Source organism: Pseudarthrobacter arbutini (assembly GCF_054510915.1).
Genome location: NZ_JBTNDQ010000001.1, coordinates 1 through 25,374, shown reverse-complemented (window position 1 = coordinate 25,374; position 25,374 = coordinate 1). Strand labels below are relative to the sequence as shown.

The window sequence follows — 25,374 nt, the reverse complement described above, 5'->3', positions numbered from 1 at the left end:
TTCTGGCCTACTCAGCCGCCGTTCAGCCAGCCAGCACTTAGCCAGCCGGCGCGGAACCCGGCCATCCGGCGGGTCCGGCCGAACCGGCGTCGTACTTTTCCAGCGGCACCGTGCCCCGCTGCCAGGCCTTCAGCACCGGTTCAAGAATCCGCCAGCAGTCCTCCGCGGTGTCGCCGCGCACCGAGAGCAGCGGGTCGCCGCTCAGGACGCCCTCCAGCACTTCGCCATAGGGCAGCAATTCAGAAGCGCTGAGCTCCGCATTCAGCGTTGTGCGGCTCAGGCTGAAGATGCTGCCGGGGCCGTTCACGTCGACGTCGAACGCCAGGGTATCCGGCCCGAACCCGATCCGCAGCTGGTTGGGGGAGTCCACGCCGGTAAATCCTGCCGGCAGATGCGGGACAGGGCGGAACGTGACCACGGCTTCCTTGCGTTTCACCCCGAGGGCCTTGCCCGAACGCAGGATGAACGGGACCCCCTTCCAGCGCCAGTTGTCGATGTCCACCCGGACTTCCGCCAGGGTCTCTGTCCCGCGGGCTGCGTCCACCCCTTCTTCCTGCGCGTAGTCCGGGACGTTCCGGCCGGCAATCGAACCCGCCGTATACGTGGCCCGGCGGGTGGAGTTCGCGTACGGCGCGCTGATGCTGCTGGCGCGGAGCACGGCGGCGATGGCGTCCCGGAGGTCCCGCTCCCCGATGGTGGCCGGCGGCTCAATGGCCATCAGGGCCATGATCTGGAGCAGGTGGCTCTGGATCATGTCGCGCAGGGCACCGGCGTTGTCGTAATACCGTGCTCTTCCCTCCAGTGCCAGGTCCTCGTCGAAGATGATCTCGACCTTCTCCACATGCTCGCGGTTCCAGACGGGTTCAAGGAAATTGTTCGCAAAGCGCAGGCCCAGGATGTTGAGCACCGTCGCCTTGCCCAGGAAGTGGTCCACCCGGTGAATGTGGTCCTCCGGCACCAGCGCGGCGAGTGTGTGATTGAGGGAACGGGCCGAGGCAACACTTGCGCCGAACGGCTTCTCCATCACCAGCCGTGTTCCGGCCGGAACCTGGCCGCGGTGCAGGGACTCGCAGGCCAGCTGGCTGACATGGGGAGGCAGCGCAAAATAGATCGCGGTGGGGCCTTCTACGCCTGCCAACAATGCCGCCAGGGCTCCGTCCGCCGTAACATCCAGCTGGTGGTAGGGGGTAGCTTCCGCCAAGGCGGTGAGTGCCTTCTTGCCAGCCGCGTCGGCGGCCTCCGCGGCGGGGGCGAAGGCTTCGTGGACCCTGGCCCGCCACTGGTCCGGCGTCCAGGCATCGGAGCCGGCGCCCACCAGGGTCAGGCCATCGGCGCGGCCGCTCGCCACCAGCCGGGCCAGTCCCGGGAGCAGGAGGCGGCCGGTCAGATCGCCTGAGGCACCCAGAATGAGCATGGTTTTTACACTTGTTTGGCTGGTCACCCTGCCAGCATGCCATCCGGCAAGCCCGACTTGGTACCCTAGATAGTCGAGTCCCCCCTGTAAATCCACTGAAAGAAGTGCGCGGCGCGTGTTCAATTCACTCTCTGACCGGTTGACAGCAACCTTCAAGAATCTCCGTGGCAAGGGCCGCCTCACTGAGGCCGACGTCGATGCCACAGTCCGGGAGATCCGCCGCGCCCTCCTGGATGCCGATGTCGCCGTGCCCGTGGTGCGTGAGTTTACGGCCCGCGTCCGCGAGCGTGCCCTCGGGGCAGAGGTATCGGGGGCGCTGAACCCCAGCCAGCAGATCGTCAAGATCGTCAATGAGGAACTCGTAGAGATCCTCGGTGGCGAGACCCGCCGGATTCGCCTTGCCAAGACCGGTCCCACCATCATCATGCTGGCCGGCCTCCAGGGTGCCGGTAAGACCACTCTGGCGGGCAAGCTCGCCAAATGGCTCAAGGCCCAAGGCCACAGCCCCCTGCTGGTGGCATGTGATCTCCAGCGGCCCAATGCCGTCACCCAGCTCCAGGTTGTCGGCAACCGCGCCGGCGTGCCCGTTTTCGCGCCGCACCCCGGAGCCACTTCGGAACTGGAGCACCCCGCCGGTGACCCGGTCGCCGTCGCCCGCGCCGGCGTTGAGGAAGCGCGCCAGAAGCTGCACGACGTCGTGATTGTTGACACCGCCGGGCGCCTCGGTGTTGACGCCGAGATGATGGAGCAGGCGAGCGAGATCCGCCGCGCCATCGTCCCCAATGAAGTGCTGTTCGTGATCGACGCCATGATCGGGCAGGACGCCGTGAACACGGCTGTGGCGTTTGACGAGGGTGTGAACTTCACCGGAATCGTGCTGTCAAAGCTCGACGGCGACGCCCGCGGCGGTGCCGCACTCTCGGTTGCGTCGGTCACCGGTAAGCCGGTTATGTTCGCCTCCACCGGCGAAGGCGTGGATGACTTTGAGCTGTTCCATCCGGACCGCATGGCCTCCCGCATCCTGGACATGGGTGACGTCCTCACCCTGATTGAGCAGGCCGAAAAGAACTGGGACAAGGACGAAGCCGCCCGGATGGCGAAGAAATTCGCCGACCAGGAAGACTTCACCCTGGACGACTTCCTCTCCCAGATGCAGCAGATCCGCAACATGGGCTCCATGAAGAAGATGCTCATGATGATGCCCGGTGCGCAGAACATCCGCGAGCAGCTGGAGAACTTTGACGAGCGCGAGATCGACCGTGTCGAAGCGATCGTGCGTTCCATGACGCCGCACGAACGCGTCGCCCCGAAGATCATCAACGGCTCCCGCCGGGCACGCATTGCCCGGGGTTCCGGCGTGCATGTCTCCGAGGTCAACGGCCTGCTGGAGCGCTTCGGCCAGGCCCAGAAGATGATGAAGAAGATGGCCCAGGGCGGCGGCATGCCCGGAATGCCCGGGATGCCTGGCATGGGCGGCCCCGGCGGTGCGCGGAAGGGCGGCAAGAACGCCCCGAAGAAGAAGGCCCGCTCAGGCAACCCTGCCAAGGCTGCCCAGGAGCTGAAGGACGCCGAGGCCCGGCGGGCCGGCGCGGCGAAGGCGCTCCCCACGGGGGCAGCGTTCGGCCAGCAGGGCGGCGACTTCGACCCGTCGCAGCTGAACCTGCCCAAGGGATTCGACAAGTTCCTCGGCAAGTAACCACCCCTCCCGACTGGGTAGCAGAAGGCGTCGTTGTGGGCACGGCACTCGTAACGACACTGGCTCCTGCCCAATTGGGATGTCGGTGCCGTGGAATAGGGTTGGGTCATGTTCAAACAGCGGGTAGTGTTCGTGCACGGCGCCGGACCTTTCGGTGCCGCGGCGTGGCTGCGCCAGCACGGCATGGCGCTGACGTACGACGCCCTGTTCCTGCGGCGGCACGGTTTTGACCCCGTCGCTGAACCCGTGGAGTCCTCGTTCTCCGAAGACACCGCCATCATCCTGCGCTCACTTGCCGATGACGGCCGCGGGGCCGCTGGGGGCCATGTTGTTGCCCACGCCGAGGGCGCGATCGCGGCCATGATGGCTGCCGTCGAACGCCCCGAGCTGGTATATTCCCTCACGCTGGTAGAACCGGCGTGCATGTCCCTGACCGCCGAACTGCCGGCCACGGCCGCACACCGCGCCCTGATGCAACCGCTGTTCGACGTCCGGCACCAGCTCAGCGATGAAGACTTCCAGCGTGAGTTCGTGCGGCGAATGTTCGCGGCGGACCTGCAGGAGCCCGCCACGCCGGAGGAAAAACGGTCGGCGCGCCGGCTCCGGTTGCAGGCGCCGTCCTGGGAGGCCCCGCTGCACATAGTTCCGGGCGTCCCCACCATGGTCCTGACGGGTGGGTGGGAACCGCTCTACGAGGAGATCGCCGGATATCTGCAGGAAACCGGTGCCCTGCACCGCATCGCTGCGGGAGGACACCGGCCCCAGGACTCTGCCGAAGGTGACCGTGCCATCCGGTCCTTCATCGCCGACGTCGGCAGGTCACGCTCGGTTCAGGCTTCCTGAGCCGTCAGCTCCCGGCCGGGATCCGAAGCTCGGGGAGGTAGACCTTCCCGCCGGCGGCCAGGAACTCCGCACTCTTTTCGCGCATCCCGCTGTAGGCCTCGGCGATGGCCGCCTGCGAATCGGCGGAACCGTATTCGTCCCTGATGTCCTGGCTGATCTTCATGGAGCAGAACTTCGGGCCGCACATGGAGCAGAAGTGGGCGGTTTTGGCCGGTTCGGCGGGCAGCGTCTCGTCATGGAAGGCCTCCGCCGTGACCGGGTCCAGGGACAGCGCGAACTGGTCGCGCCAGCGGAACTCGAACCTGGCCTTGGACAGGGCATCATCCCGTTCATGGGCGCCGGGGTGGCCTTTGGCCAGGTCTGCTGCGTGGGCGGCGATCTTGTAGGTGATCACACCGGTCTTCACGTCGTCCTTGTTCGGGAGGCCAAGGTGTTCCTTGGGCGTGACGTAACAAAGCATCGCCGTGCCGTACCGGGCGATTTCCGTGGCGCCGATGGCGGACGTGATGTGGTCATAGCCCGGGGCAATATCAGTAACCAGCGGCCCCAGCGTGTAGAACGGGGCGCCCTTGCAGAGTTCCTGCTGGCGTTCCACGTTCTCCCGCACCAGGTGGAACGGGACGTGCCCGGGACCTTCCACCATGACCTGCACATCGAATTCCCACGCCCGCTGGGTCAGTTCGGCCAGGGTGTCCAGCTCGGCGAACTGGGCGGCGTCGTTGGCGTCCGCCGTCGCTCCCGGGCGCAGTCCGTCGCCCAGGGAGAACGCGACGTCGTACTTGGCGAAGATCTCGCACAGCTCGTCGAAGTGCGTGTACAGGAAGTTCTCCTGGTGGTGGGCCAGGCACCAGCCGGCCATGATCGCGCCGCCCCGGGAGACGATGCCGGTGACGCGGTTGGCCGTCAGCGGCACGTAACGCAGCAGCACACCGGCGTGGATGGTCATGTAGTCCACGCCCTGCTCGCACTGCTCAATCACCGTGTCCCGGTAGATCTCCCACGTCAGGGCGTTGGCCTCGCCGTTGACCTTCTCCAGCGCCTGGTAGATGGGCACCGTACCGATGGGCACAGGAGAGTTGCGGATGAGCCATTCCCGGGTGGTGTGGATGTCATCGCCGGTGGACAGGTCCATCACCGTGTCAGCCCCCCACTGCGTGGCCCACTGGAGTTTGTCCACTTCCTCGGCGATGGAGCTGGTCACGGCCGAGTTGCCGATGTTGGCATTGATCTTCACCAGGAAGGCCTTGCCGATAATCATCGGTTCGGATTCCGGGTGGTTGATGTTGTTGGGGATGATGGCCCGGCCAGCCGCCACCTCGCTGCGGACCAGTTCCACATCACAGTTTTCGCGGAGGGCGATGAACTGCATTTCGGGGGTGATGACCCCCTGCCGCGCATAGTGCATCTGGGTGACGGTCTTGCCTTCGACGGCGCGGCGGGGGACCGGTTGCGCGCCCTTCCATTCCGCAGAGGCTGCGCCGCGGCGCACGGCCGACTTGCCGTCGTCGAGCAGGTTCCGCTCCCGGCCGCTGTAGGGCTCGGTGTCTCCGCGGGCTGCGATCCACTCTGAGCGGAACGGGTTGAGGCCCACCACCGGATCGCTGCCCGGTCCCGCCGTGCGGTAGGTCCGGAAAGGCCCGTTCGCCTCGCCGTTTGGCGACGGTTCGAGGGCGATCTCGGTCACGGGTACCCGGATCCCGGTGGCCTCATCGTTGATAAACGCCAGCGAGTGGGACTTCAGTGACTGGGTTTCAGGCTGGAGCGTTTGATCCACGTCGGCCCCATTTTGGGCAGGGATGAGCTGTGTTTCTTGTGTATTCAATGAATACTCACTTCCTTCGCCGGCATTACCCGGACAGGTTCAACGGTCGCAGGCTGCGTCAGCCCGATCTCAGCCCCTGCAAGGGCTCCCGTGTGGTCAAGTCGAAGCTACCACAGGCCGAGGGTGGACTGGTGACAGCAATCACCGGAAAGCGGTCGCAATCTGTCTGCTCCGACACTTGAATTAAATTGAAGCTTCAAGTAAATTGGAACCATAGCCGCCTTCCATCAGAAGGCCAACGGACCGGGAGTGTTCACATGACTGCAGAAGCCACCAGCCGGGATCTCCTTCCTGCCGACCTCTCCATGGGCACGGTGATGCTCAAGGTGGGCGACATGAAGCTGATGACCGACTACTATCAGCGTGCGCTCGGCCTGGAGGTCGTCGCGGAACAGGACGGCGGCGTCTATCTTGGCCGCCTTCAACGCCCGCTGGTCCATCTCGCGGCCGCTCCGTCCTTGAATCTGCCGGGCAGGGGAGAGGCCGGGCTGTTCCACACCGCACTGCTGTTTGACGACCAGGCTTCGCTGGCCGCCACAGTAGCCACCGCCGCCCAGTACGAACCCCGATCCTTCACCGGCAGCGCCGACCACCTCGTCAGCGAGGCCTTCTACTTCAATGACCCGGAAGGCAACGGCATCGAACTGTACTGGGACAGGCCCCGCGAAAACTGGTCCTGGAACGGGAAGGATGTAGTGATGGACAGCCTGGCACTGCCGCCGCAGCGCTACCTCGAGCAGCACCTGACCCAGGAATCCGTGGCCGGCCAGCGGGCCAGCGAAGCCGGCGTGGGCCACGTCCACCTCCGGGTGGGCGACGTCCAGTCAGCGCACGATTTCTACGTGGGTACGCTGGGCTTCGAAAAGACAGCCGGGTGGCACGGGCAGGCACTGTTTGTCTCCGCGGGCCGGTATCACCACCACATGGCCATGAACGTCTGGAACAGCCGCGGAGCCGGTCCCCGCAAGAACACCCTGGGCCTCGGCGAAGTGCTCATCGAGGTCCCTTCCGGGGATGACGTCGGAGCGCTCGCCGACCGCCTGAAGGTCGCCGGCGTGGCCTCGCACCACACGGGCGCCGAGCTTCGCTTCGAGGACCCGTGGCGCAACAATATCCGTGTCGCCGTCCGCTGAGTGCGGATGCCAAATGTGCGGCCTGCCTTGTACTAGGCTGATTCTGAACGGCCGGGGCGGCACTTGCTGCTGCCCTTCCAGGCCGCACCGTCGACGGAATGAGGGCTGTTCCCATGGGCTTCACTGAAATTTTTGTTTCCACTCACGATGCCGCACTGAAGCGGGCGGACGTCCTGGACGCAGGCGGCTCCCCGGCGGGCCAGGCCCTGCGGATTCCCGGAATCAGCGATTTCGAAATCGAGCAGCTTGGCGATCTTGCCGGCGTTGCGGTGCACGCCGGTGGCGCGGACTACGAACTGGCCATGGTTGACGTGGCCAGTGATTCCCTCCTCGGGGTCCCGCGGGCCATGGTGCGTGCGCTCGCCGACCTGCTCAGCTACGAGACTGAAGGCGAAGGCAATGTCCTGGACGACGTCGCTGAAAAGTGGGCCGCCCAGGATGACATGCCGTTCGGCGCAGCCGAGGCCCGGACGTATGTCCAGCAGTTCGCTGAGCTTGCCAACTCCGTCGATGACGCCGCACGCACCGGCGTGTATGTCTGGTCGTCGTAGGCCGGCCGTGGCCCGCCGGGTCCGCCCGGCTGCCCCATCCCGACGTGTCAAGTCGAAATCCGGACGCTGATCTGGCACAATAAACAGGTACTCGATCTGCGTGGCCCCTCTCTCCGCGTCCGGATCCTGTCCTTCGAACCCTCAAGTATGGCCCGCCCCACGGGTGCAGAACGTCGGTTCACCCCTTTTCTGAAACAGGAGTGACCACAAAAGTGGCCGTAAAGATTCGCCTTAAGCGCTTTGGCAAGATGCGCGCACCGTACTACCGCATCGTCGTCATGGACGCACGCTCCAAGCGTGACGGCCGTGCCATCGAAGAGATCGGCAAGTACCACCCCACCGAAGAGCCCTCATACATCGAGGTGGATACGGACCGTGCCCAGTACTGGCTCGGCGTCGGCGCACAGCCGTCCGAGCAGGTTGCCGCGATCCTGAAGATCACCGGTGACTGGCAGAAGTTCAAGGGCCTGCCGGGCCAGGAAGGCACCCTGAAGACCAAAGCTCCGAAGGCTGCCTTTGTTGCCCCGGAAAAGGGTTCCGTGATCATCCCGGAAGCCATCACCAAGAAGTCGAAGCAGTCTGACGCAGCCGAGGCCCCGGCCGAGGCAGAGACCACCGAGGCTGAGTAGATTGCTGGCAGAAGCGCTCGAACACCTCGTCCGGGGAATCGTTGATTCGCCGGAAGATGTCAAGGTCAGCTCGAAGAACAACCGCCGCGGGGACACCCTCGAGGTTCGTGTTCATCAGGATGACCTGGGACGGGTGATCGGCCGCCAGGGCCGCACCGCACGGGCATTGCGCACCGTTGTGGCGGCACTGGCAGACGGCGAGCCGGTCAGGGTCGACGTCGTCGACACCGACCGCCGCCGCTAAGCGCTCGGCAACATCAGTTTTTTGCTCCGGCCCTTCCACCAGCAACGGTGGAGGGGCCGGAGTGCTTTCACCACAAGACCGTGGAGAATCCACAACCGAAACAGAGGAACAGATGCAGCTTCAGGTGGCACGAATCGGCAAACCGCATGGAATCCGCGGCGAAGTGACGGTCCAGGTGCTGACCGACGCTCCGGGGGACCGGTTTGTTCCCGGTACCGAGTTTGTGGTGGAGCCTGCATCGGCTGGCCCGCTCATTGTTGAGGGTGCGCGCTGGAACAAGGACATCCTGCTGCTCGCATTCGAAGGAATCGAGACCCGCAACCAGGCAGAGACCCTGCGCGGCGCCAAGCTTTTCATCGAAACCGAAGAGCTGGACGAGGACGACGACGAAGGCTGGTACGAGCACGAACTGGTAGGGCTCGAGGCGCGCGTCGGGTCGCAGGTGGTCGGCAAGATCGCCGCCCTGCACACCTTGCCCGTCCAGGACCTGCTCGTTGTTGAAACGCCGGACGGCAAGGAAATCCTTGTCCCGTTTGTGGAGCAGATCGTTCCGGAGGTCAATGTGGCCGATGGTTTCGTCCTGCTGACGCCGCCGGAGGGTCTCTTTGAGGTCAACGACGGCGAAGCCGGCCCTGGTGAAGCGGAGGAAAACGCGTAGATGAGAATCGACGTCGTCAGTATCTTCCCGGAGTACCTGGCGCCCCTGGAGCTCTCGCTCATTGGCAAGGCCCGCCAGGACGGCCTGTTGGACCTGCGCGTCCATGACCTGCGTGATTTCACCACCGACAAGCACCGCTCAGTGGACGACACCCCGTACGGCGGCGGCGCCGGCATGGTGATGAAGCCTGAGCCTTGGGCGCAGGCGTTGGCTGCCGTTGCCGCAGCTGCTGTCGCCGGAGCCGGCGAAGCCGCACGGGGCGCCGAGGCCACGGCGGCCGAGCCCGCCAAACCGGTTCTGATCGTCCCGTCTCCGGCAGGGGAGCGCTTCAACCAGGCCCTGGCCCATGAGCTCGCAGAAGAGGACCAGCTGGTTTTTGCCTGCGGCCGCTATGAGGGCATCGACGAGCGTGTCATCGAGTGGGCGGAAGAGCACTTCACGGTGCGCCCCATGAGCCTTGGTGACTATGTGCTGAACGGCGGCGAAGTGGCCGTTTTGGCCATGGTCGAAGCCATAGGCAGGCTGCTGCCGGGCGTTGTGGGCAACCCTGATTCCCTGGTGGAGGAGTCGCATTCGGACGGGCTGCTGGAATACCCCGTGTATACCAAGCCCGCCAGCTGGCGGGACCGGGATGTCCCGGCAGTGCTGCTGAGCGGCAACCACGGGAAGATCGCGCAGTGGCGCCGCCACGAGCAGTACCGGCGGACGGCGGAACGCCGTCCGGACCTGCTGGAAGCGTTCGACGCCGGGAAGCTGCCACGTGCCGACCGGACGGCTTTCGCCGACCTCGGGTACGACGTCGTCGACGGTCACCTCCTGGCGCGGCGGCAGGCCGGTACCAGCACGGACACCGGAACCGACGCCTCAACCTGAACCGGAGCGTCTGTGGTCCAATGCGATTGGCTGTAGGCCCGCGAGTGTGGCAAAATTAGTCTTTGTGTCTGCTGGGTCCGCACCTGCCACAGGGGGAGCGCAACCAACAGCTGGACACCCCGGGACCTTCAACCAGTGAAGGAATCGGCCCCACTTAATTTTCGGCGGTAATTTCCGGTACTTCCGGGCTTGCCCGCCGTGACCCAAAGTGAATGACCTGTGGCGTTCACCAGGAGTGCAATTATGCATATTCTCGATTCCGTAGATGCAGCCTCGCTGCGCACCGATGTTCCTGTCTTCCGCGCGGGTGACACCCTCAAGGTTCACGTGAACATCATCGAAGGCAAGAACTCCCGTGTCCAGGTATTCCAGGGCTTCGTCCTGGGCCGCCACGGCGACGGTCTTCGCGAAACCTTCACCATCCGCAAGGTCTCCTTCGGCGTCGGTGTGGAGCGTACCTTCCCGGTGCACTCCCCGATCATCGACAAGATCGAGGTCGTCTCCAAGGGTGACGTGCGCCGCGCGAAGCTGTACTACATGCGCGACCTGCGCGGCAAGGCTGCGAAGATCAAGGAAAAGCGCGACTTCCAGCCCAAGAAGTAAGTCCCCAGGGACCTACAAAGCAGGCCCCAGCCGCACCAGGCCAGCGCCGGAGCCCTTCGCAACAGCGCCCCAGGAATACGGATCATGGACCAGACAAAACGCCAGCCCAGAAGAATGGGCTGGCGTTTTGCGTTCCTGGCAGTTCTCCTGGCCGTGGCTATCAGCGGGCTGGTCCGTTCCCTGTGGCTGGATGTCTATTACATACCGTCCGAATCCATGGAGCCGGTCCTTGCGAACGGGGACCGCATCCTGGTCTCCAGGACAGACTTCCGTGCCGAACCCATCCGTCGGGGCGACATTGTGATCTTCGACGGCAGGGGTTCGTTTGCTCCCCTGCACAGTGGGAAGGGCCCCCTTGTGGATTCCCTTGCAGCGGCCGGGCAGTGGCTAGGCCTGGCCGGCAGTGACACCACGTACGTCAAACGTGTCATCGGCATGCCGGGGGACACCGTGGTTTGCTGCGATGCAGACGGAAAGATCACCGTCAACGGCGAGGCACTCAAGGAGCCGTATCTGTTCGACGGAGACAGCCCAAGCACGCAGGTCTTCAGCGCCTTGGTGCCCGACGGAAGGCTTTGGCTGCTCGGTGACCACCGCTCGGCGTCCGCTGATTCGCGCAGCCTGCTCGGTGCGCCCGGCGGAGGCATGGTGCCAATGGACCGTGTCATCGGCAGGCCGGTCCAGATCGTTTGGCCACTTGATAGATTTGCTGCAGTACTACGGCCGCCAGCGGCAGGATCAACAACAGAGGACGGACAGTAAATGCCCGAGAACAATCCCCGGACACCTGAGCCGCCTCGCGAAGGAGCCCCCGGTGCCGACACCGACGGTATGTCCGCCAACGCGATTTCCGGCGGCGGCGCGTCGGACGGCGTGGCGGATGGCAGCCCGTCGGCGCCACAGTCCGGCAGGCGATCCGCGGCACCGACTTCCGAGCCCGCCGCCCCCAGCCAGCTCTTTGTCTGGCTGAAGGAGGTTGCCACGGTAGTGGTGATCGCCGTGGTGCTGTCCTTCCTGATCAAGACGTTCCTGTTCCGCGCGTTCTATATTCCGTCCGAGTCCATGGTCAGCACCCTGGACGTCAACGACCGCATCTTCGTGAACCTGCTGGTTCCGGAGCCGTTTTCCCTCTCACGCGGCGACGTTGTGGTCTTCCGTGACACCAAGGGCTGGCTGAGCACCGCACCGGAGGAACCGAACGGACCTTTCACCTGGGTCCAGGACGGCCTGACATTTGTGGGACTGCTGCCGGACAACTCCGAGCAGCACCTCGTCAAACGTGTCATCGGGCTTCCCGGTGACAAGGTGATCTGCTGCGACGACGGCGGTAAACTGACCATCAACGGATCTCCTATTGATGAAACCTATGTCAACGGGGCTGAGGAACCGCAGATCCGTGCTTTCGACGTCGTTGTTCCGGAAGGAAAGGTCTGGGTCATGGGCGATAACCGGAACCACTCCGCGGATTCCCGCTCGCACCTGGAATCCAATGGCGGATTCATCGACCTCGTGGACGTAGAGGGCAAAGCCGCCGTCATCGCATGGCCGCTGAACAGGATCACTGTCCTTGACAATTATCCGGCCGTCTTCCGGAATGTGCCTGCGGGAGGCTAGGGGTGTCCGCAGTGATACCGGCCACCGAGTCCAAGGCTCCAGCCCGCAAGACGGACGGGGTCCGCTCCAAAGCACCGACGCTCCGGCATGAGCGGACGTTCAAAGCGCAGGGCGCCCGTTACCTGGCCGGCGTGGACGAAGTGGGACGGGGGGCGCTGGCAGGACCGGTGAGCGTCGGAATCGCCGTCGTGGACCTCCACACCCAGAAGCCCCTGGCCGGTGTGCGGGACAGCAAGCTCCTCAGCCCCGCCGAACGGGAACGGCTGGAACCGCTGGTCAGACGCTGGAGTGTTGCGTCCGCCGTCGGGCACGCTTCCGCGCGGGAGATCGACGCATTGGGCATTATTGCTGCGCTGCGGCTGGCCGGTACGCGCGCCTGGCAGGACATCCTTGCGGCCGGCATCAGCCCAGATGTGGTGCTGCTCGATGGCAGCCACAACTGGCTCTCGCCCGCCGGGCAGCCTTCCCTGTTTGACGAGCCACCCGTGGATTTCGCGTGCCTTGCCCCGGTCCACACCAAGATCAAGGCGGACATGCAGTGCCTGAGCGTGGCCGCAGCCAGTGTGATTGCGAAGGTGGAACGCGACGAGCAGATGCGCGGCCTGCACGGTGAATACCCCGAGTTTGGCTGGGACGTCAACAAAGGCTACGCCACGGCAATTCACCGGGACGCGCTCCGCGCCGCCGGAGCCACACCGTACCACCGTGTGAGTTGGAACCTTCTGGGCGGCGAACTCTGATTCCGTGCCGCTCCAGTGCCTGCCGTACTGGTGTGGGGCTCATGCGGCGCGGACGCTGCGACTGCGGCGCCCTGGATGGTGCAAGATGGAAGCATGAGTGCAGAGGATCTTGAAAACTATGAAACCGACATGGAGCTGCAGCTCTACCGTGAATACCGCGATGTTGTCGGGCTCTTCAGTTACGTTGTCGAGACCGAACGCCGCTTTTACCTCGCAAACCACGTTGACCTGCAGGCCCGAAGCGCCGACGGCGAGGTCTACTTCGATCTGACGCTCCAGGATGCCTGGGTGTGGGATGTGTACCGTTCGGCACGGTTCGTGAAGACAGTCCGTGTCCTGACGTTCAAAGATGTCAACGTCGAAGAACTGCCCCGCAACGAGGAACTCGCCCTGCCGAAGGACGCTGACCTCGGCAACTGACGCCGGCCCACTGCTCCTCCACAGCCCGCTGTATTGGGGCGGTTTTCCCGGGTTGCCCACATACGCGAATAGCCTGCTGTCCTCCGCTGTCCTGCCACTGCAGGCTGGTTGCGGAGGTAGAAATGAAATCCAAAGACCTGTTGGGCCGGCGCGGCGAGGAACTCGCGGCCGGCTATCTTGAATCGCTCGGCATGCTGGTGGTGGAACGCAACTGGCGCTGCACCGAGGGTGAAATAGACATTGTGGCCCTGGACGGCGACGCCCTGGTCATCGCAGAGGTGAAAACCCGCCGTTCCCTGGACTACGGGCACCCGTTCGAAGCTGTAGGGCCGGACAAACTCGCCCGGCTGCATCGGCTTGGTTCGGCATGGTGCCGGGACCGGGAGCTGCGGATGCCGCTACGGCGCGTGGACGTCATTGCCGTGGTGGACGACGGCGGCGGCGAACCCCTGGTGGAACACCTCAAGGGGGTGGGGTAGATGGCGCTGGGCCGGGCCTACTCCGTGGCGCTGGTGGGATTGAACGGGTACATCGTCGAGGTAGAAGCCGATATTGGCCAGACCCTGCCGGCATTCGTGATCCTGGGCCTCCCGGACGCCGCCCTCAACGAGGCCAAGGAACGCATACGTTCCGCGGCCAAAAATTCCGGAATTCCGTTGAGCCGGCGAAAGATCACGGCCAACCTCATCCCTGCGTCGCTGCCCAAACGCGGTTCCGGCTTCGACCTTGCCGTGACCATGGCAGTCCTGAGGGCCGCAAATGACATCAAGCCCACCGGCCGGACCGTCTTCATCGCCGAACTCGGGTTGGATGGCCGGCTACGGCCGGTGCGCGGCATCCTGCCGGCAGTGATGGCGTCGGTGCAGGCCGGCTATCCGGACGTGGTGGTCGCGCACGCCAACCTCGGCGAAGCATCGCTGGTCCCCGGAGCCAACGTCAAGGGGTACCGCACGCTGGCGCGGCTGGCGCTCGATTTCGGTGCAGACCCGCAAGAGCTCGCACTGGACTTCGAGCCGGAGGACGAGGCCGGTCACGGGGACTCCGAACCGGGGGCCCAGGCCGTTCCTGACATGGCCGACGTCTCCGGCCAGGGCGAAGCCAGACGTGCACTCGAGGTGGCCGCTGCCGGCGCCCACCACCTGCTCCTGACCGGACCTCCGGGTGCGGGCAAGACCATGCTGGCCGAAAGACTTCCCGGTCTCCTGCCGGACCTTGCCGACAACGAGGCCATGGAAGTCACTGCCATCCACTCCCTCTGCGGCCTTCCCTCATCCGCCGCTCAGCTTGTGCGGCGGCCGCCGTTCGAAAACCCGCATCATTCGGCTACAGCCGCCGCCATTATCGGCGGGGGATCGGGGTTGCCGCGCCCGGGTGCGGCGTCGCGGGCGCACCGCGGTGTCCTGTTCCTGGACGAGGCCCCGGAATACGAACGGCGCGTCCTGGATGCCCTTCGCCAGCCCCTGGAGAGCGGGGAGCTGGTCATTCACCGCTCGGCAGGAACGGCAGCCTACCCTGCCCGGTTCCAGCTGGTCCTTGCCGCCAATCCCTGTCCCTGCGGCAAGGCTTCGGGCAAAGGCCTGGACTGCACGTGCACGCCTATGATGCGGCGCCGCTACGTGGCCAGAATGTCCGGTCCGCTGCTGGACCGGGTGGATATCCAGCTGCAGGTGGAGCGCGTGTCACTGGCCGACTTCGGCCAGGCGGGCGCCGAAGAAGACACAGCCGCCGTGGCACGGAGGGTAGGCGACGCGCGCCGGCGCCAGGCCGAACGGTTGCGGCCGCTGGGAATGGAAACGAACTCGCAGGTGCACGGCCGGATTCTGCGCGGCGCCCTGCGGCTGCCGGCCGGCGCCACGCGGATCCTGGACCACTCACTGGAGCGGGGCGTGCTGACCGCCAGGGGCTATGACAGGGTTCTCCGGCTGGCCTGGACCCTGGCGGACCTGTCGCAGCGCGACATGCCCGACACGAACGACATCGGCCAGGCCCTTGGCCTCCGGCAGGCTGCCTCGGCAGCTGCGTGAAGGAAGAAACCACATGGACAACGAACGGATCGCCCGGGCCGCCCTGTCGCGGCTCATGGAACCGCAGGACGCGGCCGGACTGGCCCTAGTACAGGCCACCGGCGCACCCGACGCCTTGAAAATCGCCACGGGCCAGGCGGCCGCCGGCCCGGCACTGGAGCGGGAGATCACCGGACTGCTGGCGGACAACGGCGCCGGAACCAGCTGGGCGGGGATGGCTGCCTCCCTCAAACGCTGGGCTCCCCGCATTCCGGATCTGGCGCCCGAGCGTGACCTGGCCACCATGGCACGCCTTGGCGGCCGGCTGATTATCCCGTCGGATGATCTCTGGCCTGCCCAGCTCGGGGACCTTGGGATGCAGGAGCCCATCTGTCTTTGGTGGCGGGGCCTGGAACAGGAGCTTCCCGGTCCGGCCCGGAGCGTGGCGCTGGTGGGGTCCCGCGACAGCACCAGCTACGGCGCCTCGGTGACCGGGGACCTCGCCTACTCCTTGGCTCAGCGGGGCTTCACCGTGGTTTCCGGGGGCGCGTACGGCATCGACGCCCACGCGCACCGGGCAGCACTGGCTGGGGGATCAGCGGCGGTGCCTACCATCGCGGTGATGGCTGGCGGTGTGGACCGGTTCTACCCGTCCGGCAACGAGGATCTCCTGAGGGCGGTCTGCAACCAGGGAGCGGTGCTCGCAGAGGTGCCGCCAGGGTCGGCGCCCACCCGCTACCGCTTTCTCCAACGGAACAGGCTGATCGCGGCCTTGGCCGCAGTGACGGTGGTGGTGGAAGCGCGCTGGCGGTCCGGTGCGCTGAACACGGCCCACCACGCGGAGACGCTTGGCCGCGCGGTGGGAGCTGTGCCGGGGTCCGTGCACAGCGCCAACTCCGCCGGCTGCCACCGGCTGCTCCGGGATGGCGGGGCTGTCTGCGTGACTGACGCGGCGGAGATCGCCGAACTGGCATCCCCAAGCGGCGTGGGGCTTGCGGCGCCCGGGACAGCGCATGCGGCCGACCATGACGGACTGACCTTGGAGGACCTGATCCTTCTGGACGCCCTGCCGCTGCGGTCCACCACGTCCGTGGACAAGCTCTGCGCAGTTGCCGGCCTCAGTGCGGACTCCGTGCGGGCCGGGTTGGGCAGGCTAGGCCTGCTGGGGCTCGCAGCTTCAGAAAGGGGCGGCTGGAAAAGGGCCAAGGAATTAGCGTAGTTGCCTGTGTCCGGCACGGGATTCCCGCGGAGTTCTGGGACAGTGGAACAGTGCAGAATCAGGAACTGTCCCGGGCGCTTGAGCAGGCACTTGCAGACTTCGGCAGATACCTGACCGCCGAGCGGGCCCGGTCCGGGCATACGCTTCGGGCATACCTGTCCGATCTTCGAAGCCTCCTGGCGTACGCCGCCTCCGAGGGTGTCACGGATCTGCCCGGCCTCGAGCTGGGCACCCTCCGACGCTGGCTGGGGGCGCAGAGCCAGGCCGGGATATCCCGGGCCACCCTTGCGCGGAGATCGGCCACTGCGCGCTCGTTCACCACGTGGGCCATGAGGGAAGAGCTTATCGAGACCGATCCTGCCTTGCGCCTCAGGGCTCCCAAAGCGGAAAAGTCACTGCCGGGGGTGCTGCAGTCCCAGCAACTCCTCAGGCTGCTGAACAGCCTTGCGGAAGCCGCGGCTGACGGGTCGCCGGTGCCGGTGCGCAACCGGGCAATGGTGGAGCTCCTATACGCCACGGGGCTGCGGGTGGGGGAGCTGGCCGCCTTGGATGTGGACGATCTCAACCCGGACCGCCGGACCCTGCGGGTGGTCGGCAAGGGCAACAAGGAACGGACGGTTCCCTATGGGGTCCCGGCCGCTGTGGCCGTGGACGACTGGCTCCGCAGGGCCAGGCCGCTCCTGGCCACCGGCCACAGCGGACCGGCGCTTTTCCTGGGCACGAGAGGAAACCGTGTTGACCAGCGCCAGGTCAGGACCGTGGTGAATGCTCTCTTCGAAGCTTTGGGCGACACCTCGGCGACCGGCCCGCACGCGCTGAGGCATACTGCGGCAACGCACCTGCTCGATGGCGGGGCGGATCTTCGTGCGGTCCAGGAAATACTGGGCCACAGCAGTCTCGCCACCACGCAGATCTACACCCATGTGTCCGTTGAACGGCTCCGGAGCAGCTACCAGCAGGCCCATCCCCGGGCCTGAGAGCCAGGGATTACCGCCAACGCGGGGTAATTCCAGGACCGTGTCACCTATGGCGAATCGCACTGGCGTAATTACGCGGCGTACGGCACAATAAGAGTCACGTCCGGCAACTTTCAAGTTTCGCTTGAAGCTATTTCGCTTCGCGCGTCACCCGCAAGTCCGGACACAGCTTAATAATCAGGGAACACCGCCGCTGGAACGTACAGCACCGGGCAGTTTCATCCTGGCAGAGGTCGTTGGGGAAGACGTACCTACAGCTATGGAGGATGGAATGTCTGTTGCAATGACCCGCGGTGTGCTGTTTGTTCACTCAGCCCCTACAGCACTGTGCCCGCACGTTGAGTGGGCCATTGGATCCGTCGTGGACAAGCGGACGGATCTAGAGTGGACCCCTCAGCCTGCCGCGCCCGGAATGTTCCGCGCCGAGCTCTCCTGGACAGGAACCCCGGGCACCGGATCGCTGCTGGCATCCTCACTTCGCGGTTGGGCCCATCTTCGCTACGAGGTCACTGAAGAGCCGAGCCAGGGAGTTGACGGCGGCCGCTGGTCGCATACCCCCGAACTGGGAATCTTCCACGCCACGACGGATGTCCACGGCAACATCATGGTCTCAGAGGACCGCATCCGTTACGCCTACGAATCGGGTGCCGGCGATCCCTCCGCCGTGTACCACGAGCTTTCCCTGGCCTTGGGTGAGGCGTGGGACGAGGAACTTGAGCCGTTCCGCCACGCAGCCGAGGGCGCACCGGTCCGCTGGCTGCACCAGGTGGGCTGACCGCCGTCGGACATCACGCCGTCGTACTTACTTCCTGTCCGCTGTCCCGGCAGCAGCCGTGCCGGATCGGAAGGCGGCGCTCCATAGCAAAAGCAGAGGCCCCGCCACATGGCGGGGCCTCTGCTTCGTCTGCGGTACTTGCTGTTCCCGCGCTGCTGCTAGATGCTGCGGACAGCGATCACGGCGTTGTGGCCGCCGAAGCCGAACGAGTTGCTCAGCGCCACGATGTCGCCTGCCGGCAGATCCCTCGCCGACGTGACGACGTCGAGCGGGATCTCCGGGTCCTGGTTCTCCAGGTTGATAGTGACCGGGGCCTTGCGGTGGTACACGGCCAGGACGGTGAGTACTGCCTCCACGGCACCGGACGCGCCCAGAAGGTGGCCCATTTGCGATTTGGTGGCGGACACTGCGACGTTGTCGATGTGGTTCCCCAGCGATGCGCGGAGCGCCGTGTACTCGGGCTTGTCACCTACGGGAGTGGAGGTGGCGTGCGCGTTGACGTGGACAACGTCCTCGGCCTGGATCCGGCCGTCGAACATGGCTGCCTTCAGCGCGCGGGTGGCGCCCAGGCCCTGCGGGTCCGGGGCGGTGATGTGGTAAGCGTCGGCCGTCACTGAGGTGCCGGCCAGTTCGGCGTAGATGCGGGCGCCGCGGGCAATGGCATGCTCCTCAGCCTCAAGCACCAGCGCGCCGGCGCCTTCGCCCATCACAAAGCCGTCGCGGCCCAGATCGTAGGGGCGTGAGGCGCCCTGGGGGTCATCGTTGCGGCGGGAAAGCGCCTGCATGGACGAGAACGCGGCCAGGGGCATGGGGTGAATGGCCGCCTCGGCGCCGCCGCACATCACGACGTCGGCCTTGCCGGAGCGGATCAGCTCCAGGCCCAGGTGAAGGGCCTCGGTGCCCGACGCGCAGGCCGAAACGGGGGTATGGGCGCCAGCACGGGCGCCAAGGTCAAGGCTGACGGCTGCTGCGACGCCGTTGGGCATCAGCATGGGCACCGTCATGGGCAGGACGCGGCGGGGGCCTTTTTCCTTCAGCGTGTCCCACGCGTCCAGCAGGGTCCAGACGCCGCCGATGCCGGTGGCGAAGGCAACGGCAAGGCGGTCGGGGTCAATCTCGGTGATGCCGGAATCGGCCCAGGCTTCACGGGAGGCGATAACGCCGAACTGGGTGGAGGGGTCCATCCGCTTGGCCTCAACGCGGCTAAGGACCTCCAAGGCGGGAGTGGAGCAGCGGGCGGCGAAGTGGACCGGCAGTTCGTACTTGGCGACCCATTCGTCTTCGAGCGTGCGGGCACCGGAGACCCCCTTCAGCGCGTTGTTCCACATGGTGGGTACGTCGCCGCCGATGGGCGTGGTGGCACCCAGACCGGTAATGACTACTTTGCGTGTCATTGGATCACTCTCTGTCGGTGCGCAGGCCGTATCCGGTTGTCCGGCGGGGTCCCGCGTGTGGGGCAGCTGGCTGCCGAAAAAATGTGGTGGACTGCCGGTCCGGCCTGAGCACGGACCGGCAGTCCAGTCAGCCTTAAGGGGCTGAAGCCTTGGCTAGGCCTGTGCGCCTGCGATGAAGCTGACGGCGTCGCCCACGGTCTTGAGGTTCTTGACCTCTTCGTCCGGGATACGCACGCCGAACTTCTCTTCGGCGTTGACCACGATGGTCATCATGGAGATGGAGTCGATGTCCAGGTCCTCCGTGAAGGACTTGTCCAGTTCCACAGCCTCGGGGGCAAGGCCGGTTTCTTCGTTGACGATTTCAGCCAAGCCGGCCAGGATCTCTTCGTTGCTAGCCATTGATGGCTCCTTTTCTTGTTATTGCCGGCAGGGGATGCCGGAAACGGTGCAGTCCGCGGATGCGGCCTGTATGGGGCGTTCCTAAGGAAGGACGATTACCTGGGCACCGAAGACCAGCCCGGCGCCGAAGCCGATCTGGAGTGCGAGGCCGCCGCTGAGCTCAGGGTTTTCCTTGAGCAGGCGGTGGGTGGCAAGGGGGATGGAGGCCGCCGAGGTGTTTCCGGCATCGGCGATGTCCCGGGCCACGGTGACCGATTCAGGAAGATTCAGTTTCTTGACCATCTCATCGATGATCCGCATGTTGGCCTGGTGCGGGATGAACGCAACGAGGTCTTCAGCCTTGACGCCCGCGGCCTCCAAAGCCTGCTGTGCCATCTTGGCCATTTCCCAGACCGCCCAGCGGAAGACGGTCTGCCCGTCCTGGCGGAGTGTGGGGTAGAGCTCCTGCGCTTCTTCGAGCAGGGCAAAGTCGCCGGGCTCGTCGGACTGGCGGGCGGCCATGCTGAGGTCCCGGACATCCAGGATGGAACGCGTCATGCCGATGGCGTCCCACTTACTGCCGTCCGAACCCCACACCGAGGGTCCGATGCCGGGGGTGTCCGAGGGGCCGATGACAACAGCGCCCGCGCCGTCGCCCAGCAGGAAGGAAATGGTACGTTCCCGGTTGTCGATGACGTCGGAGAGCTTCTCCGCACCGACCACCAGCACGTAGGTGGCCGTGCCCGAGCGGACCAAGGCATCACCCTGGGCGATGCCGTAGCAGTACCCGGCGCAAGCGGCCGAGATATCGAAGGCCGGAGCCGGCGTCGCACCGATGCGGTCAGCCAGCGCGGCGGCAGCTGACGGCGTGGCGTACGGGTGGGTGACGGTGGAAACGATGACTGCACCCAGCTGGGAGGCTTCGATGCCTGCCTGCTGCAGGGCCTCCCGGGCAGCGCCCTCGGCCATATCGATGACGCTGACGTCGGCAGCGGCCCGGTGCCGGGTCACGATGCCGGTCCGCTGGCGGATCCATTCGTCCGAGGAATCAATCCACTGGCAGACGTCGTCGTTGGTGACGATGACGTCAGGCCGGAATGCGCCGAGGCCGATGATGCGGCTGTATTCGTTTACGGGAACCTGTTTCAGCGTGGGAACGCTCATGCGTTTCCCTCCAGTTCTGCGAAGAGTGCCAGTGCGGCCGTGAGGTCGTCCGGGGTTTTGACTGCAACGGTCTTGACGCCGGGCATGCCGCGCTTGGCGAGCCCGGCCAGGGTGCCGGCGGGGGCCAGCTCAATGACACCGGTGACGCCGCGCTGCACAAGGGTTTCCATGCAGAGGTCCCAGCGGACCGGCCGGGAGACCTGCGCGATGAGGCTCTCGACGGCGGCGCCGCCGTCGGTCACTTCCCGGCCGTCAAAGTTGGACAGCAGGGGCACCTGCGGCTTCTGCGGCTTGAGGCCCGGCTTGAGCGACTCGAGGGCGCTCACGGCGGGGGACATGTGTGAGGTGTGGAACGCCCCGGCCACTTTCAGCGGGATGACCCGCGCCTTCGCCGGCGGGTTGTCCGCCAGGGCCTTGAGCTGTTCGAAGGTTCCGGCTGCCACGGTCTGGCCCGCTCCATTGACATTGGCCGGTGTCGCGCCGGTAGCCTCGATGGCGGCCAGGACCTCTGCAGGGTCCCCGCCCACCACGGCACTCATGCCGGTGGGGGTCACGGCAGCGGCGGCGGCCATGCTGTTGGCGCGTTCACGGACGAACGTCATGGCTTCCTGCTCGGTGAGCACGCCGGCGAGGGCCGAGGCTGTGATTTCACCGACGGAGTGGCCGGCAAGGATCACAGGAAGCGTGCCGAGTTCGACGTCGAACAGCGACTTTGCGGCCACCAGCCCGGCGGCAACAATCAGGGGCTGCGCAACGGCGGTGTCCTTGATGGTGTCCTCGTCAGAGGTGGTCCCGTGGGCTGTCAGGTCGATGCCTGCGATCTCACTGAGGGAGGCCAGATGGCCTGCTACCGAAGGCAGTTCCAGCCAAGGGGTCAGAAAACCCGGGGTCTGTGAGCCCTGTCCAGGGCAGACTATTGCAAGCACGTATCCAGCTTTCCAAATTACGGGGTCATCCAGCGGTGTTTCACTGCACCAAGCTCAAGGGGTCAGATTGTAGGAAGTCTACAACGACTCACGGCTGATTCCGCGCCGGATGACGCTCCGCCGGGGCTTTTGGCGGCGCCGACAGCCGCCCGACAACCAACGCCGCCTGCAGCACAAACGCCTCCCGGGGGAGCAGCGGATCCCAGCCTGTGACGTCGCAGACGCGCTTAAGCCGGTACCTGACGGTGTTGGCGTGGACAAACAATTCGCGGGCGGTCGCCTCAAGGGAATGGCCCAACTCCAGGTAGGTGCCCAAGGTCTCCACCAGCCCGTTGGAGGCGGCGACAAGCGGACGGTAGATGTTCTTCACCAGGGAGCGTCGCGCCGCTTCGTCACCGGAGATGACGCGTTCCGGCAACAGGTCATCGGCGGCCACGGGCCGGGGAGCGGCGGGCCACGCCCTTGCCGCGGTCAGGCCGGCAAAGGCAGACTGCGCTGAGCCGCTGGCCTCCAGCAGGGAGCCGGCTTCCGGACCGTAGACCACCGGGCCGGGGGCGAACATTTCGCTGAGTTTCAGGTATGCGGTCTCGCGGTCCTGGACGCCGCCAAGGATCAGGATCAGCCGGTCGCCCTGGATGCCCACCAACGCATCCTCTGCGTAGCGGCCTGCCAGGCGGCGCAGTTCGCTGACGTAGCTGGCACTGGGTTCAGACGGCGAATTGCCCACCATCACGGTGAACCTCTCCTGTGCCTTCCAACCCAGCGCGGCGATCCGGGACCGCAGCGCGTCCGTGTTTTCGCCACGGAGGATGGCGTCCACGATCAGCGCTTCCAGCCGCGTATCCCAGGAACCGCGGGACTCGGCCGCCCGCGCGTACACGTCTGCCGCCGCGAAGGCCACTTCCCGTGAGTACCGCAGCACCGCCTCGCGGAGGGAGGGCTGGTCAGCTTCCGGGGCGATGACCGGCACCTGGTCTTCCACCACTTCCACCACGATGCGGATGAGCTGGAGCGCCTTCTGGAGGCTGATGGAGCGCGTCAGCTCGGTGGGGGCCGTCCCAAAAACGTCGGTGAGGATCCACGACGGTGAGCTGGGCCGCTCATACCAGGTGACAAACGCTGCGATGCCGTTTTGCGCCACCATGCCCAGGGCCGAGCGCTCGTCGGAGCTGAGCCGCGAATACCATGGCAGCGACTTTTCCAGCTGCCGAAGGGTGGTGGTGGAGAGCTGGCCCACGCTTGCCCGGAGTTTTTTCAGGGTTTCGGATTTCTCCGGTGTCATGCTACGCGAGGACGGCTTGCGCTTCACGGGCGGGGTGGTTGGCTCTGGCATCCTACGAGCATACGGTGCCTGCCCGGCAAGCTCCATTTGTGCAAAGGCTACAACGTTGTTGGACCTGCATCACAGGCTGCCTCCTGTCCAGAGAGGCAGGGGACGACGACGGCGACCCTCGCCTTTTCGGTGAGGGTCGCCGTCGTCGTTCATTTCCGCTGACAGCAGGTCAGCGGGAGGTCATCAGGACTCGCCGCCCGCGTTGCCGGTGGAACCGGCGTTGACGTTGTGCAGCTTGTACTTCTCGATGGCCTGGGCCGGGGCCTGGGCATCAACTTCGCCGCGGCGCGCCAGCAGTTCCAGGGAACGGACCACGATGGAGTGGATGTCGTTCTTGAAGAAGCGGCGGGCAGCTGCGCGGGTGTCGGAGAAGCCGAAGCCATCCGCACCCAGCGTGGCGAACTCGTTCGGCACAAACTGGCGGATCTGGTCCGGGACGGCCTTCATGTAGTCCGAGACCGCAACCACGGGTCCTGTGGCACCGGCAAGCTGCTGGGTCACAAACGGAACACGGGCGGGCTTGCCCGGGTTCAGGAACGCCTCTTCCTCGGCGGCCATGCCGTCGCGGCGCAGTTCGTTCCAGGACGTGACGGACCAGACGTCGGCGGAGACGCCCCAGTCCTCGGCGAGCAGCCGCTGGGCTTCGATGGCCCAGGGAACCGAGACGCCGGAGGCCAGGATCTGGGTCCGGGGACCGTCGATCTTCGCCGGAGCCAGGAGGTAGATGCCCTTGAGGACACCTTCCACGTCGAGCTCTTCGGGTTCTGCGGGCTGCGTGATGGGCTCGTTGTAGACCGTGATGTAGTACATCAGGTTCCGGTCAGCCGAATCGGGCCCGTACATACGCTCGATGCCGTCCCGGATGATGTGGCCCATCTCGTACCCGTAGGCGGGGTCGTACGTGACCACTGCGGGGTTCGTGGAGGCCAGCAGCGGGGAGTGGCCGTCGGCGTGCTGGAGGCCTTCGCCGGTCAGCGTGGTCCGCCCGGCGGTGGCGCCGATGATGAACCCGCGGGCCATCTGGTCCCCGGCGGCCCAGAAGGCGTCGCCGGTGCGCTGGAAACCGAACATGGAGTAGAACACGTACACCGGGATCAGCGGTACGCCGTGGGTGGCGTAGGCGGTTCCGGCGGCGGTGAACGCCGCGACGGCTCCGGCCTCATTGATGCCGGGGTGGATCAGCTGGCCCTGGGCCGATTCCTTATAGGCCAGGACCAGGTCCCGGTCCACGGACAGGTAGTTCTGGCCCTTGGGGTTGTAGATCTTGGCCGTGGGGAAGAACGCATCCATGCCGAACGTGCGGGCCTCATCGGGGATGATCGGCGCGATGTGCTTGCCGAAGTTCTTGTCCCGCATAAGGTCCTTGAGGAGCCGGACAAACGCCATGGTGGTGGCCGCCTGCTGCTTCCCGGAACCGCGCTTGGCAACCTCGTACGTTTTTGCCTCCGGGAGGGCGATCTCCTGGTGCTTGGAGCGGCGCTCAGGAACAGAACCGCCCAGCTGGTCGCGGCGTTCCATCATGTACTGGATCTCCGGCGCATCTGTGCCCGGGTGGAAGTACGGGGGCTGGTACGGGTCCTTCTCCAGCTGCTCGTCGGTGACCNATCTGGTGGGTCGCGTTGCGGCCCTCGAAGTGGGGTCCGAGTCCGTAGCCCTTGACCGTTTTGGCCAGGATGACGGTGGGCTTGCCCTTGAATTCGGTGGCTGCCTTATACGCGGCGTAGACCTTGCGGTAGTCGTGGCCGCCGCGCTTGAGGTTCCAGATCTCGTCATCGGAAAGGTCCGCGACCATGTCCTTGGTCTGCGGGGTTTTGCCGAAGAAGTGCTCGCGGACGAACCCGCCGGATTCTGCCTTGTAGGTCTGGTAGTCACCGTCCGGGGTCTCGTTCATGATCTTCACGAGCGAGCCGTCGGCGTCCTTGGTGAGCAGGTCATCCCACTCCCGGCCCCAGACGACCTTGATGA

At 65.6% G+C, this 25,374-nt stretch carries 25 protein-coding genes, 1 pseudogene and 1 riboswitch; of the genes and pseudogenes, 18 read left to right on the top strand and 8 right to left on the bottom strand.

Annotation, left to right across the window (positions count from 1 at the left end; genetic code table 11):
* Positions 1 to 37: 37 nt before the first annotated feature.
* Positions 38 to 1,441, bottom strand: a complete 1,404-nt coding sequence (locus tag ACX80V_RS00130; RefSeq protein WP_485841505.1) for a glucose-6-phosphate dehydrogenase — start codon at positions 1,439 to 1,441, stop codon at positions 38 to 40.
* Positions 1,442 to 1,529: 88 nt separating this feature from the next.
* Between ACX80V_RS00130 and ffh the strand changes: the two genes are divergently transcribed.
* Together ffh and ACX80V_RS00120 are read left to right on the top strand one after the other, a co-directional pair.
* A complete protein-coding gene (ffh, locus tag ACX80V_RS00125; RefSeq protein WP_056349117.1) occupies positions 1,530 to 3,110 on the top strand; it encodes a signal recognition particle protein in 1,581 nt (526 codons plus the stop codon).
* Between the two features lie 108 nt (positions 3,111 to 3,218).
* The gene (locus ACX80V_RS00120) at positions 3,219 to 3,953 is read left to right on the top strand and encodes an alpha/beta fold hydrolase (protein ID WP_485841504.1); all 735 of its coding nucleotides are present in this window, start codon (positions 3,219 to 3,221) and stop codon (positions 3,951 to 3,953) included.
* A gap of 4 nt (positions 3,954 to 3,957) precedes the next feature.
* Here the strand turns inward: ACX80V_RS00120 and thiC are convergent, their stop codons facing one another.
* Entirely contained in the window at positions 3,958 to 5,775 is a 1,818-nt protein-coding gene (gene thiC / locus ACX80V_RS00115; RefSeq protein WP_485841503.1) for a phosphomethylpyrimidine synthase ThiC, read from the bottom strand.
* Positions 5,770 to 5,877, bottom strand: a riboswitch (TPP riboswitch). It overlaps the preceding gene by 6 nt.
* A 155-nt stretch (positions 5,878 to 6,032) precedes the next feature.
* Here thiC and ACX80V_RS00110 point away from each other — a divergent pair.
* From ACX80V_RS00110 to ACX80V_RS00035, 16 genes are all read left to right on the top strand, one after another.
* Positions 6,033 to 6,908: a VOC family protein gene (locus ACX80V_RS00110; protein ID WP_485841502.1), complete on the top strand. Its 876-nt coding sequence runs from the start codon at positions 6,033 to 6,035 to the stop codon at positions 6,906 to 6,908.
* Between the two features lie 113 nt (positions 6,909 to 7,021).
* A complete protein-coding gene (locus ACX80V_RS00105; protein ID WP_248760155.1) occupies positions 7,022 to 7,459 on the top strand; it encodes a hypothetical protein in 438 nt (145 codons plus the stop codon).
* A 212-nt stretch (positions 7,460 to 7,671) separates the two neighbouring features.
* Complete coding sequence (gene rpsP, locus ACX80V_RS00100) at positions 7,672 to 8,088, top strand: 30S ribosomal protein S16 (RefSeq protein WP_056349101.1); 417 nt, start codon at positions 7,672 to 7,674, stop codon at positions 8,086 to 8,088.
* 1 nt (position 8,089) lies between these two features.
* The gene (locus ACX80V_RS00095) at positions 8,090 to 8,332 is read left to right on the top strand and encodes an RNA-binding protein (protein WP_056349097.1); all 243 of its coding nucleotides are present in this window, start codon (positions 8,090 to 8,092) and stop codon (positions 8,330 to 8,332) included.
* A 112-nt stretch (positions 8,333 to 8,444) separates the two neighbouring features.
* A complete protein-coding gene (gene rimM, locus ACX80V_RS00090) occupies positions 8,445 to 8,990 on the top strand; it encodes a ribosome maturation factor RimM (protein WP_485841501.1) in 546 nt (181 codons plus the stop codon).
* Entirely contained in the window at positions 8,991 to 9,863 is an 873-nt protein-coding gene (gene trmD, locus ACX80V_RS00085) for a tRNA (guanosine(37)-N1)-methyltransferase TrmD (RefSeq protein ID WP_485841500.1), read from the top strand.
* A 243-nt stretch (positions 9,864 to 10,106) separates the two neighbouring features.
* Positions 10,107 to 10,466 carry a 50S ribosomal protein L19 gene (gene rplS / locus ACX80V_RS00080; RefSeq protein WP_056349088.1) on the top strand — a complete coding sequence of 120 codons (360 nt, stop codon included), beginning with the start codon at positions 10,107 to 10,109 and terminating at the stop codon, positions 10,464 to 10,466.
* A gap of 84 nt (positions 10,467 to 10,550) precedes the next feature.
* Positions 10,551 to 11,228, top strand: a complete 678-nt coding sequence (gene lepB, locus ACX80V_RS00075) for a signal peptidase I (RefSeq protein WP_485841499.1) — start codon at positions 10,551 to 10,553, stop codon at positions 11,226 to 11,228.
* Complete coding sequence (gene lepB / locus ACX80V_RS00070; protein ID WP_485841498.1) at positions 11,229 to 12,080, top strand: signal peptidase I; 852 nt, start codon at positions 11,229 to 11,231, stop codon at positions 12,078 to 12,080.
* 11 nt (positions 12,081 to 12,091) lie between these two features.
* Positions 12,092 to 12,820, top strand: a complete 729-nt coding sequence (gene rnhB, locus ACX80V_RS00065) for a ribonuclease HII (RefSeq protein WP_485841754.1) — start codon at positions 12,092 to 12,094, stop codon at positions 12,818 to 12,820.
* A 93-nt stretch (positions 12,821 to 12,913) separates the two neighbouring features.
* Positions 12,914 to 13,240 carry a DUF2469 domain-containing protein gene (locus ACX80V_RS00060; RefSeq protein WP_056349080.1) on the top strand — a complete coding sequence of 109 codons (327 nt, stop codon included), beginning with the start codon at positions 12,914 to 12,916 and terminating at the stop codon, positions 13,238 to 13,240.
* A gap of 122 nt (positions 13,241 to 13,362) precedes the next feature.
* On the top strand, positions 13,363 to 13,719 hold the full coding sequence (locus tag ACX80V_RS00055; RefSeq protein WP_111909355.1) for a YraN family protein: 357 nt from the start codon (positions 13,363 to 13,365) through the stop codon (positions 13,717 to 13,719).
* Positions 13,720 to 15,264 (top strand): YifB family Mg chelatase-like AAA ATPase, encoded by a 1,545-nt coding sequence (locus tag ACX80V_RS00050; RefSeq protein WP_485841497.1) that lies wholly within the window; start codon positions 13,720 to 13,722, stop codon positions 15,262 to 15,264.
* A gap of 13 nt (positions 15,265 to 15,277) precedes the next feature.
* A complete protein-coding gene (dprA, locus tag ACX80V_RS00045) occupies positions 15,278 to 16,462 on the top strand; it encodes a DNA-processing protein DprA (protein ID WP_252601570.1) in 1,185 nt (394 codons plus the stop codon).
* Between the two features lie 50 nt (positions 16,463 to 16,512).
* Entirely contained in the window at positions 16,513 to 17,439 is a 927-nt protein-coding gene (locus tag ACX80V_RS00040; RefSeq protein ID WP_485841496.1) for a tyrosine recombinase XerC, read from the top strand.
* Positions 17,440 to 17,710: 271 nt separating this feature from the next.
* On the top strand, positions 17,711 to 18,214 hold the full coding sequence (locus ACX80V_RS00035) for a DUF3145 domain-containing protein (RefSeq protein ID WP_056349065.1): 504 nt from the start codon (positions 17,711 to 17,713) through the stop codon (positions 18,212 to 18,214).
* A gap of 158 nt (positions 18,215 to 18,372) precedes the next feature.
* Here the strand turns inward: ACX80V_RS00035 and ACX80V_RS00030 are convergent, their stop codons facing one another.
* The 6 genes and pseudogenes from ACX80V_RS00030 to ACX80V_RS00005 all read right to left on the bottom strand — a co-directional run.
* The gene (locus tag ACX80V_RS00030) at positions 18,373 to 19,608 is read right to left on the bottom strand and encodes a beta-ketoacyl-[acyl-carrier-protein] synthase family protein (protein WP_485841495.1); all 1,236 of its coding nucleotides are present in this window, start codon (positions 19,606 to 19,608) and stop codon (positions 18,373 to 18,375) included.
* Positions 19,609 to 19,761: 153 nt separating this feature from the next.
* Positions 19,762 to 20,007, bottom strand: a complete 246-nt coding sequence (locus tag ACX80V_RS00025; protein WP_009359314.1) for an acyl carrier protein — start codon at positions 20,005 to 20,007, stop codon at positions 19,762 to 19,764.
* Between the two features lie 81 nt (positions 20,008 to 20,088).
* On the bottom strand, positions 20,089 to 21,150 hold the full coding sequence (locus ACX80V_RS00020) for a beta-ketoacyl-ACP synthase III (RefSeq protein WP_248760169.1): 1,062 nt from the start codon (positions 21,148 to 21,150) through the stop codon (positions 20,089 to 20,091).
* Positions 21,147 to 22,076 (bottom strand): ACP S-malonyltransferase, encoded by a 930-nt coding sequence (locus tag ACX80V_RS00015; protein ID WP_485841494.1) that lies wholly within the window; start codon positions 22,074 to 22,076, stop codon positions 21,147 to 21,149. The genes ACX80V_RS00020 and ACX80V_RS00015 overlap by 4 nt, the downstream gene beginning before the upstream one ends.
* 88 nt (positions 22,077 to 22,164) lie before the next feature.
* A complete protein-coding gene (locus ACX80V_RS00010; RefSeq protein ID WP_056349053.1) occupies positions 22,165 to 23,409 on the bottom strand; it encodes a PucR family transcriptional regulator in 1,245 nt (414 codons plus the stop codon).
* Between the two features lie 183 nt (positions 23,410 to 23,592).
* Positions 23,593 to 25,374, bottom strand: a pseudogene (locus ACX80V_RS00005) (transketolase-like TK C-terminal-containing protein); the annotation flags it as partial.

Coding starts and splice junctions, on each gene's coding strand:
- rimM (WP_485841501.1), top strand. CDS start 8,445: ATGCAGCTTCAGGTGGCACGAATCGGCAAACCGCATGGAATCCGCGGC.
- ACX80V_RS00055 (WP_111909355.1), top strand. CDS start 13,363: ATGAAATCCAAAGACCTGTTGGGCCGGCGCGGCGAGGAACTCGCGGCC.
- ACX80V_RS00060 (WP_056349080.1), top strand. CDS start 12,914: ATGAGTGCAGAGGATCTTGAAAACTATGAAACCGACATGGAGCTGCAG.
- ACX80V_RS00050 (WP_485841497.1), top strand. CDS start 13,720: ATGGCGCTGGGCCGGGCCTACTCCGTGGCGCTGGTGGGATTGAACGGG.
- ACX80V_RS00010 (WP_056349053.1), bottom strand. CDS start 23,409: ATGCCAGAGCCAACCACCCCGCCCGTGAAGCGCAAGCCGTCCTCGCGT.
- trmD (WP_485841500.1), top strand. CDS start 8,991: ATGAGAATCGACGTCGTCAGTATCTTCCCGGAGTACCTGGCGCCCCTG.
- ACX80V_RS00025 (WP_009359314.1), bottom strand. CDS start 20,007: ATGGCTAGCAACGAAGAGATCCTGGCCGGCTTGGCTGAAATCGTCAAC.
- lepB (WP_485841498.1), top strand. CDS start 11,229: ATGCCCGAGAACAATCCCCGGACACCTGAGCCGCCTCGCGAAGGAGCC.
- rplS (WP_056349088.1), top strand. CDS start 10,107: ATGCATATTCTCGATTCCGTAGATGCAGCCTCGCTGCGCACCGATGTT.
- ACX80V_RS00105 (WP_248760155.1), top strand. CDS start 7,022: ATGGGCTTCACTGAAATTTTTGTTTCCACTCACGATGCCGCACTGAAG.
- ACX80V_RS00035 (WP_056349065.1), top strand. CDS start 17,711: ATGTCTGTTGCAATGACCCGCGGTGTGCTGTTTGTTCACTCAGCCCCT.
- ACX80V_RS00110 (WP_485841502.1), top strand. CDS start 6,033: ATGACTGCAGAAGCCACCAGCCGGGATCTCCTTCCTGCCGACCTCTCC.
- ACX80V_RS00120 (WP_485841504.1), top strand. CDS start 3,219: ATGTTCAAACAGCGGGTAGTGTTCGTGCACGGCGCCGGACCTTTCGGT.
- ACX80V_RS00020 (WP_248760169.1), bottom strand. CDS start 21,150: ATGAGCGTTCCCACGCTGAAACAGGTTCCCGTAAACGAATACAGCCGC.
- ACX80V_RS00030 (WP_485841495.1), bottom strand. CDS start 19,608: ATGACACGCAAAGTAGTCATTACCGGTCTGGGTGCCACCACGCCCATC.
- dprA (WP_252601570.1), top strand. CDS start 15,278: ATGGACAACGAACGGATCGCCCGGGCCGCCCTGTCGCGGCTCATGGAA.
- lepB (WP_485841499.1), top strand. CDS start 10,551: ATGGACCAGACAAAACGCCAGCCCAGAAGAATGGGCTGGCGTTTTGCG.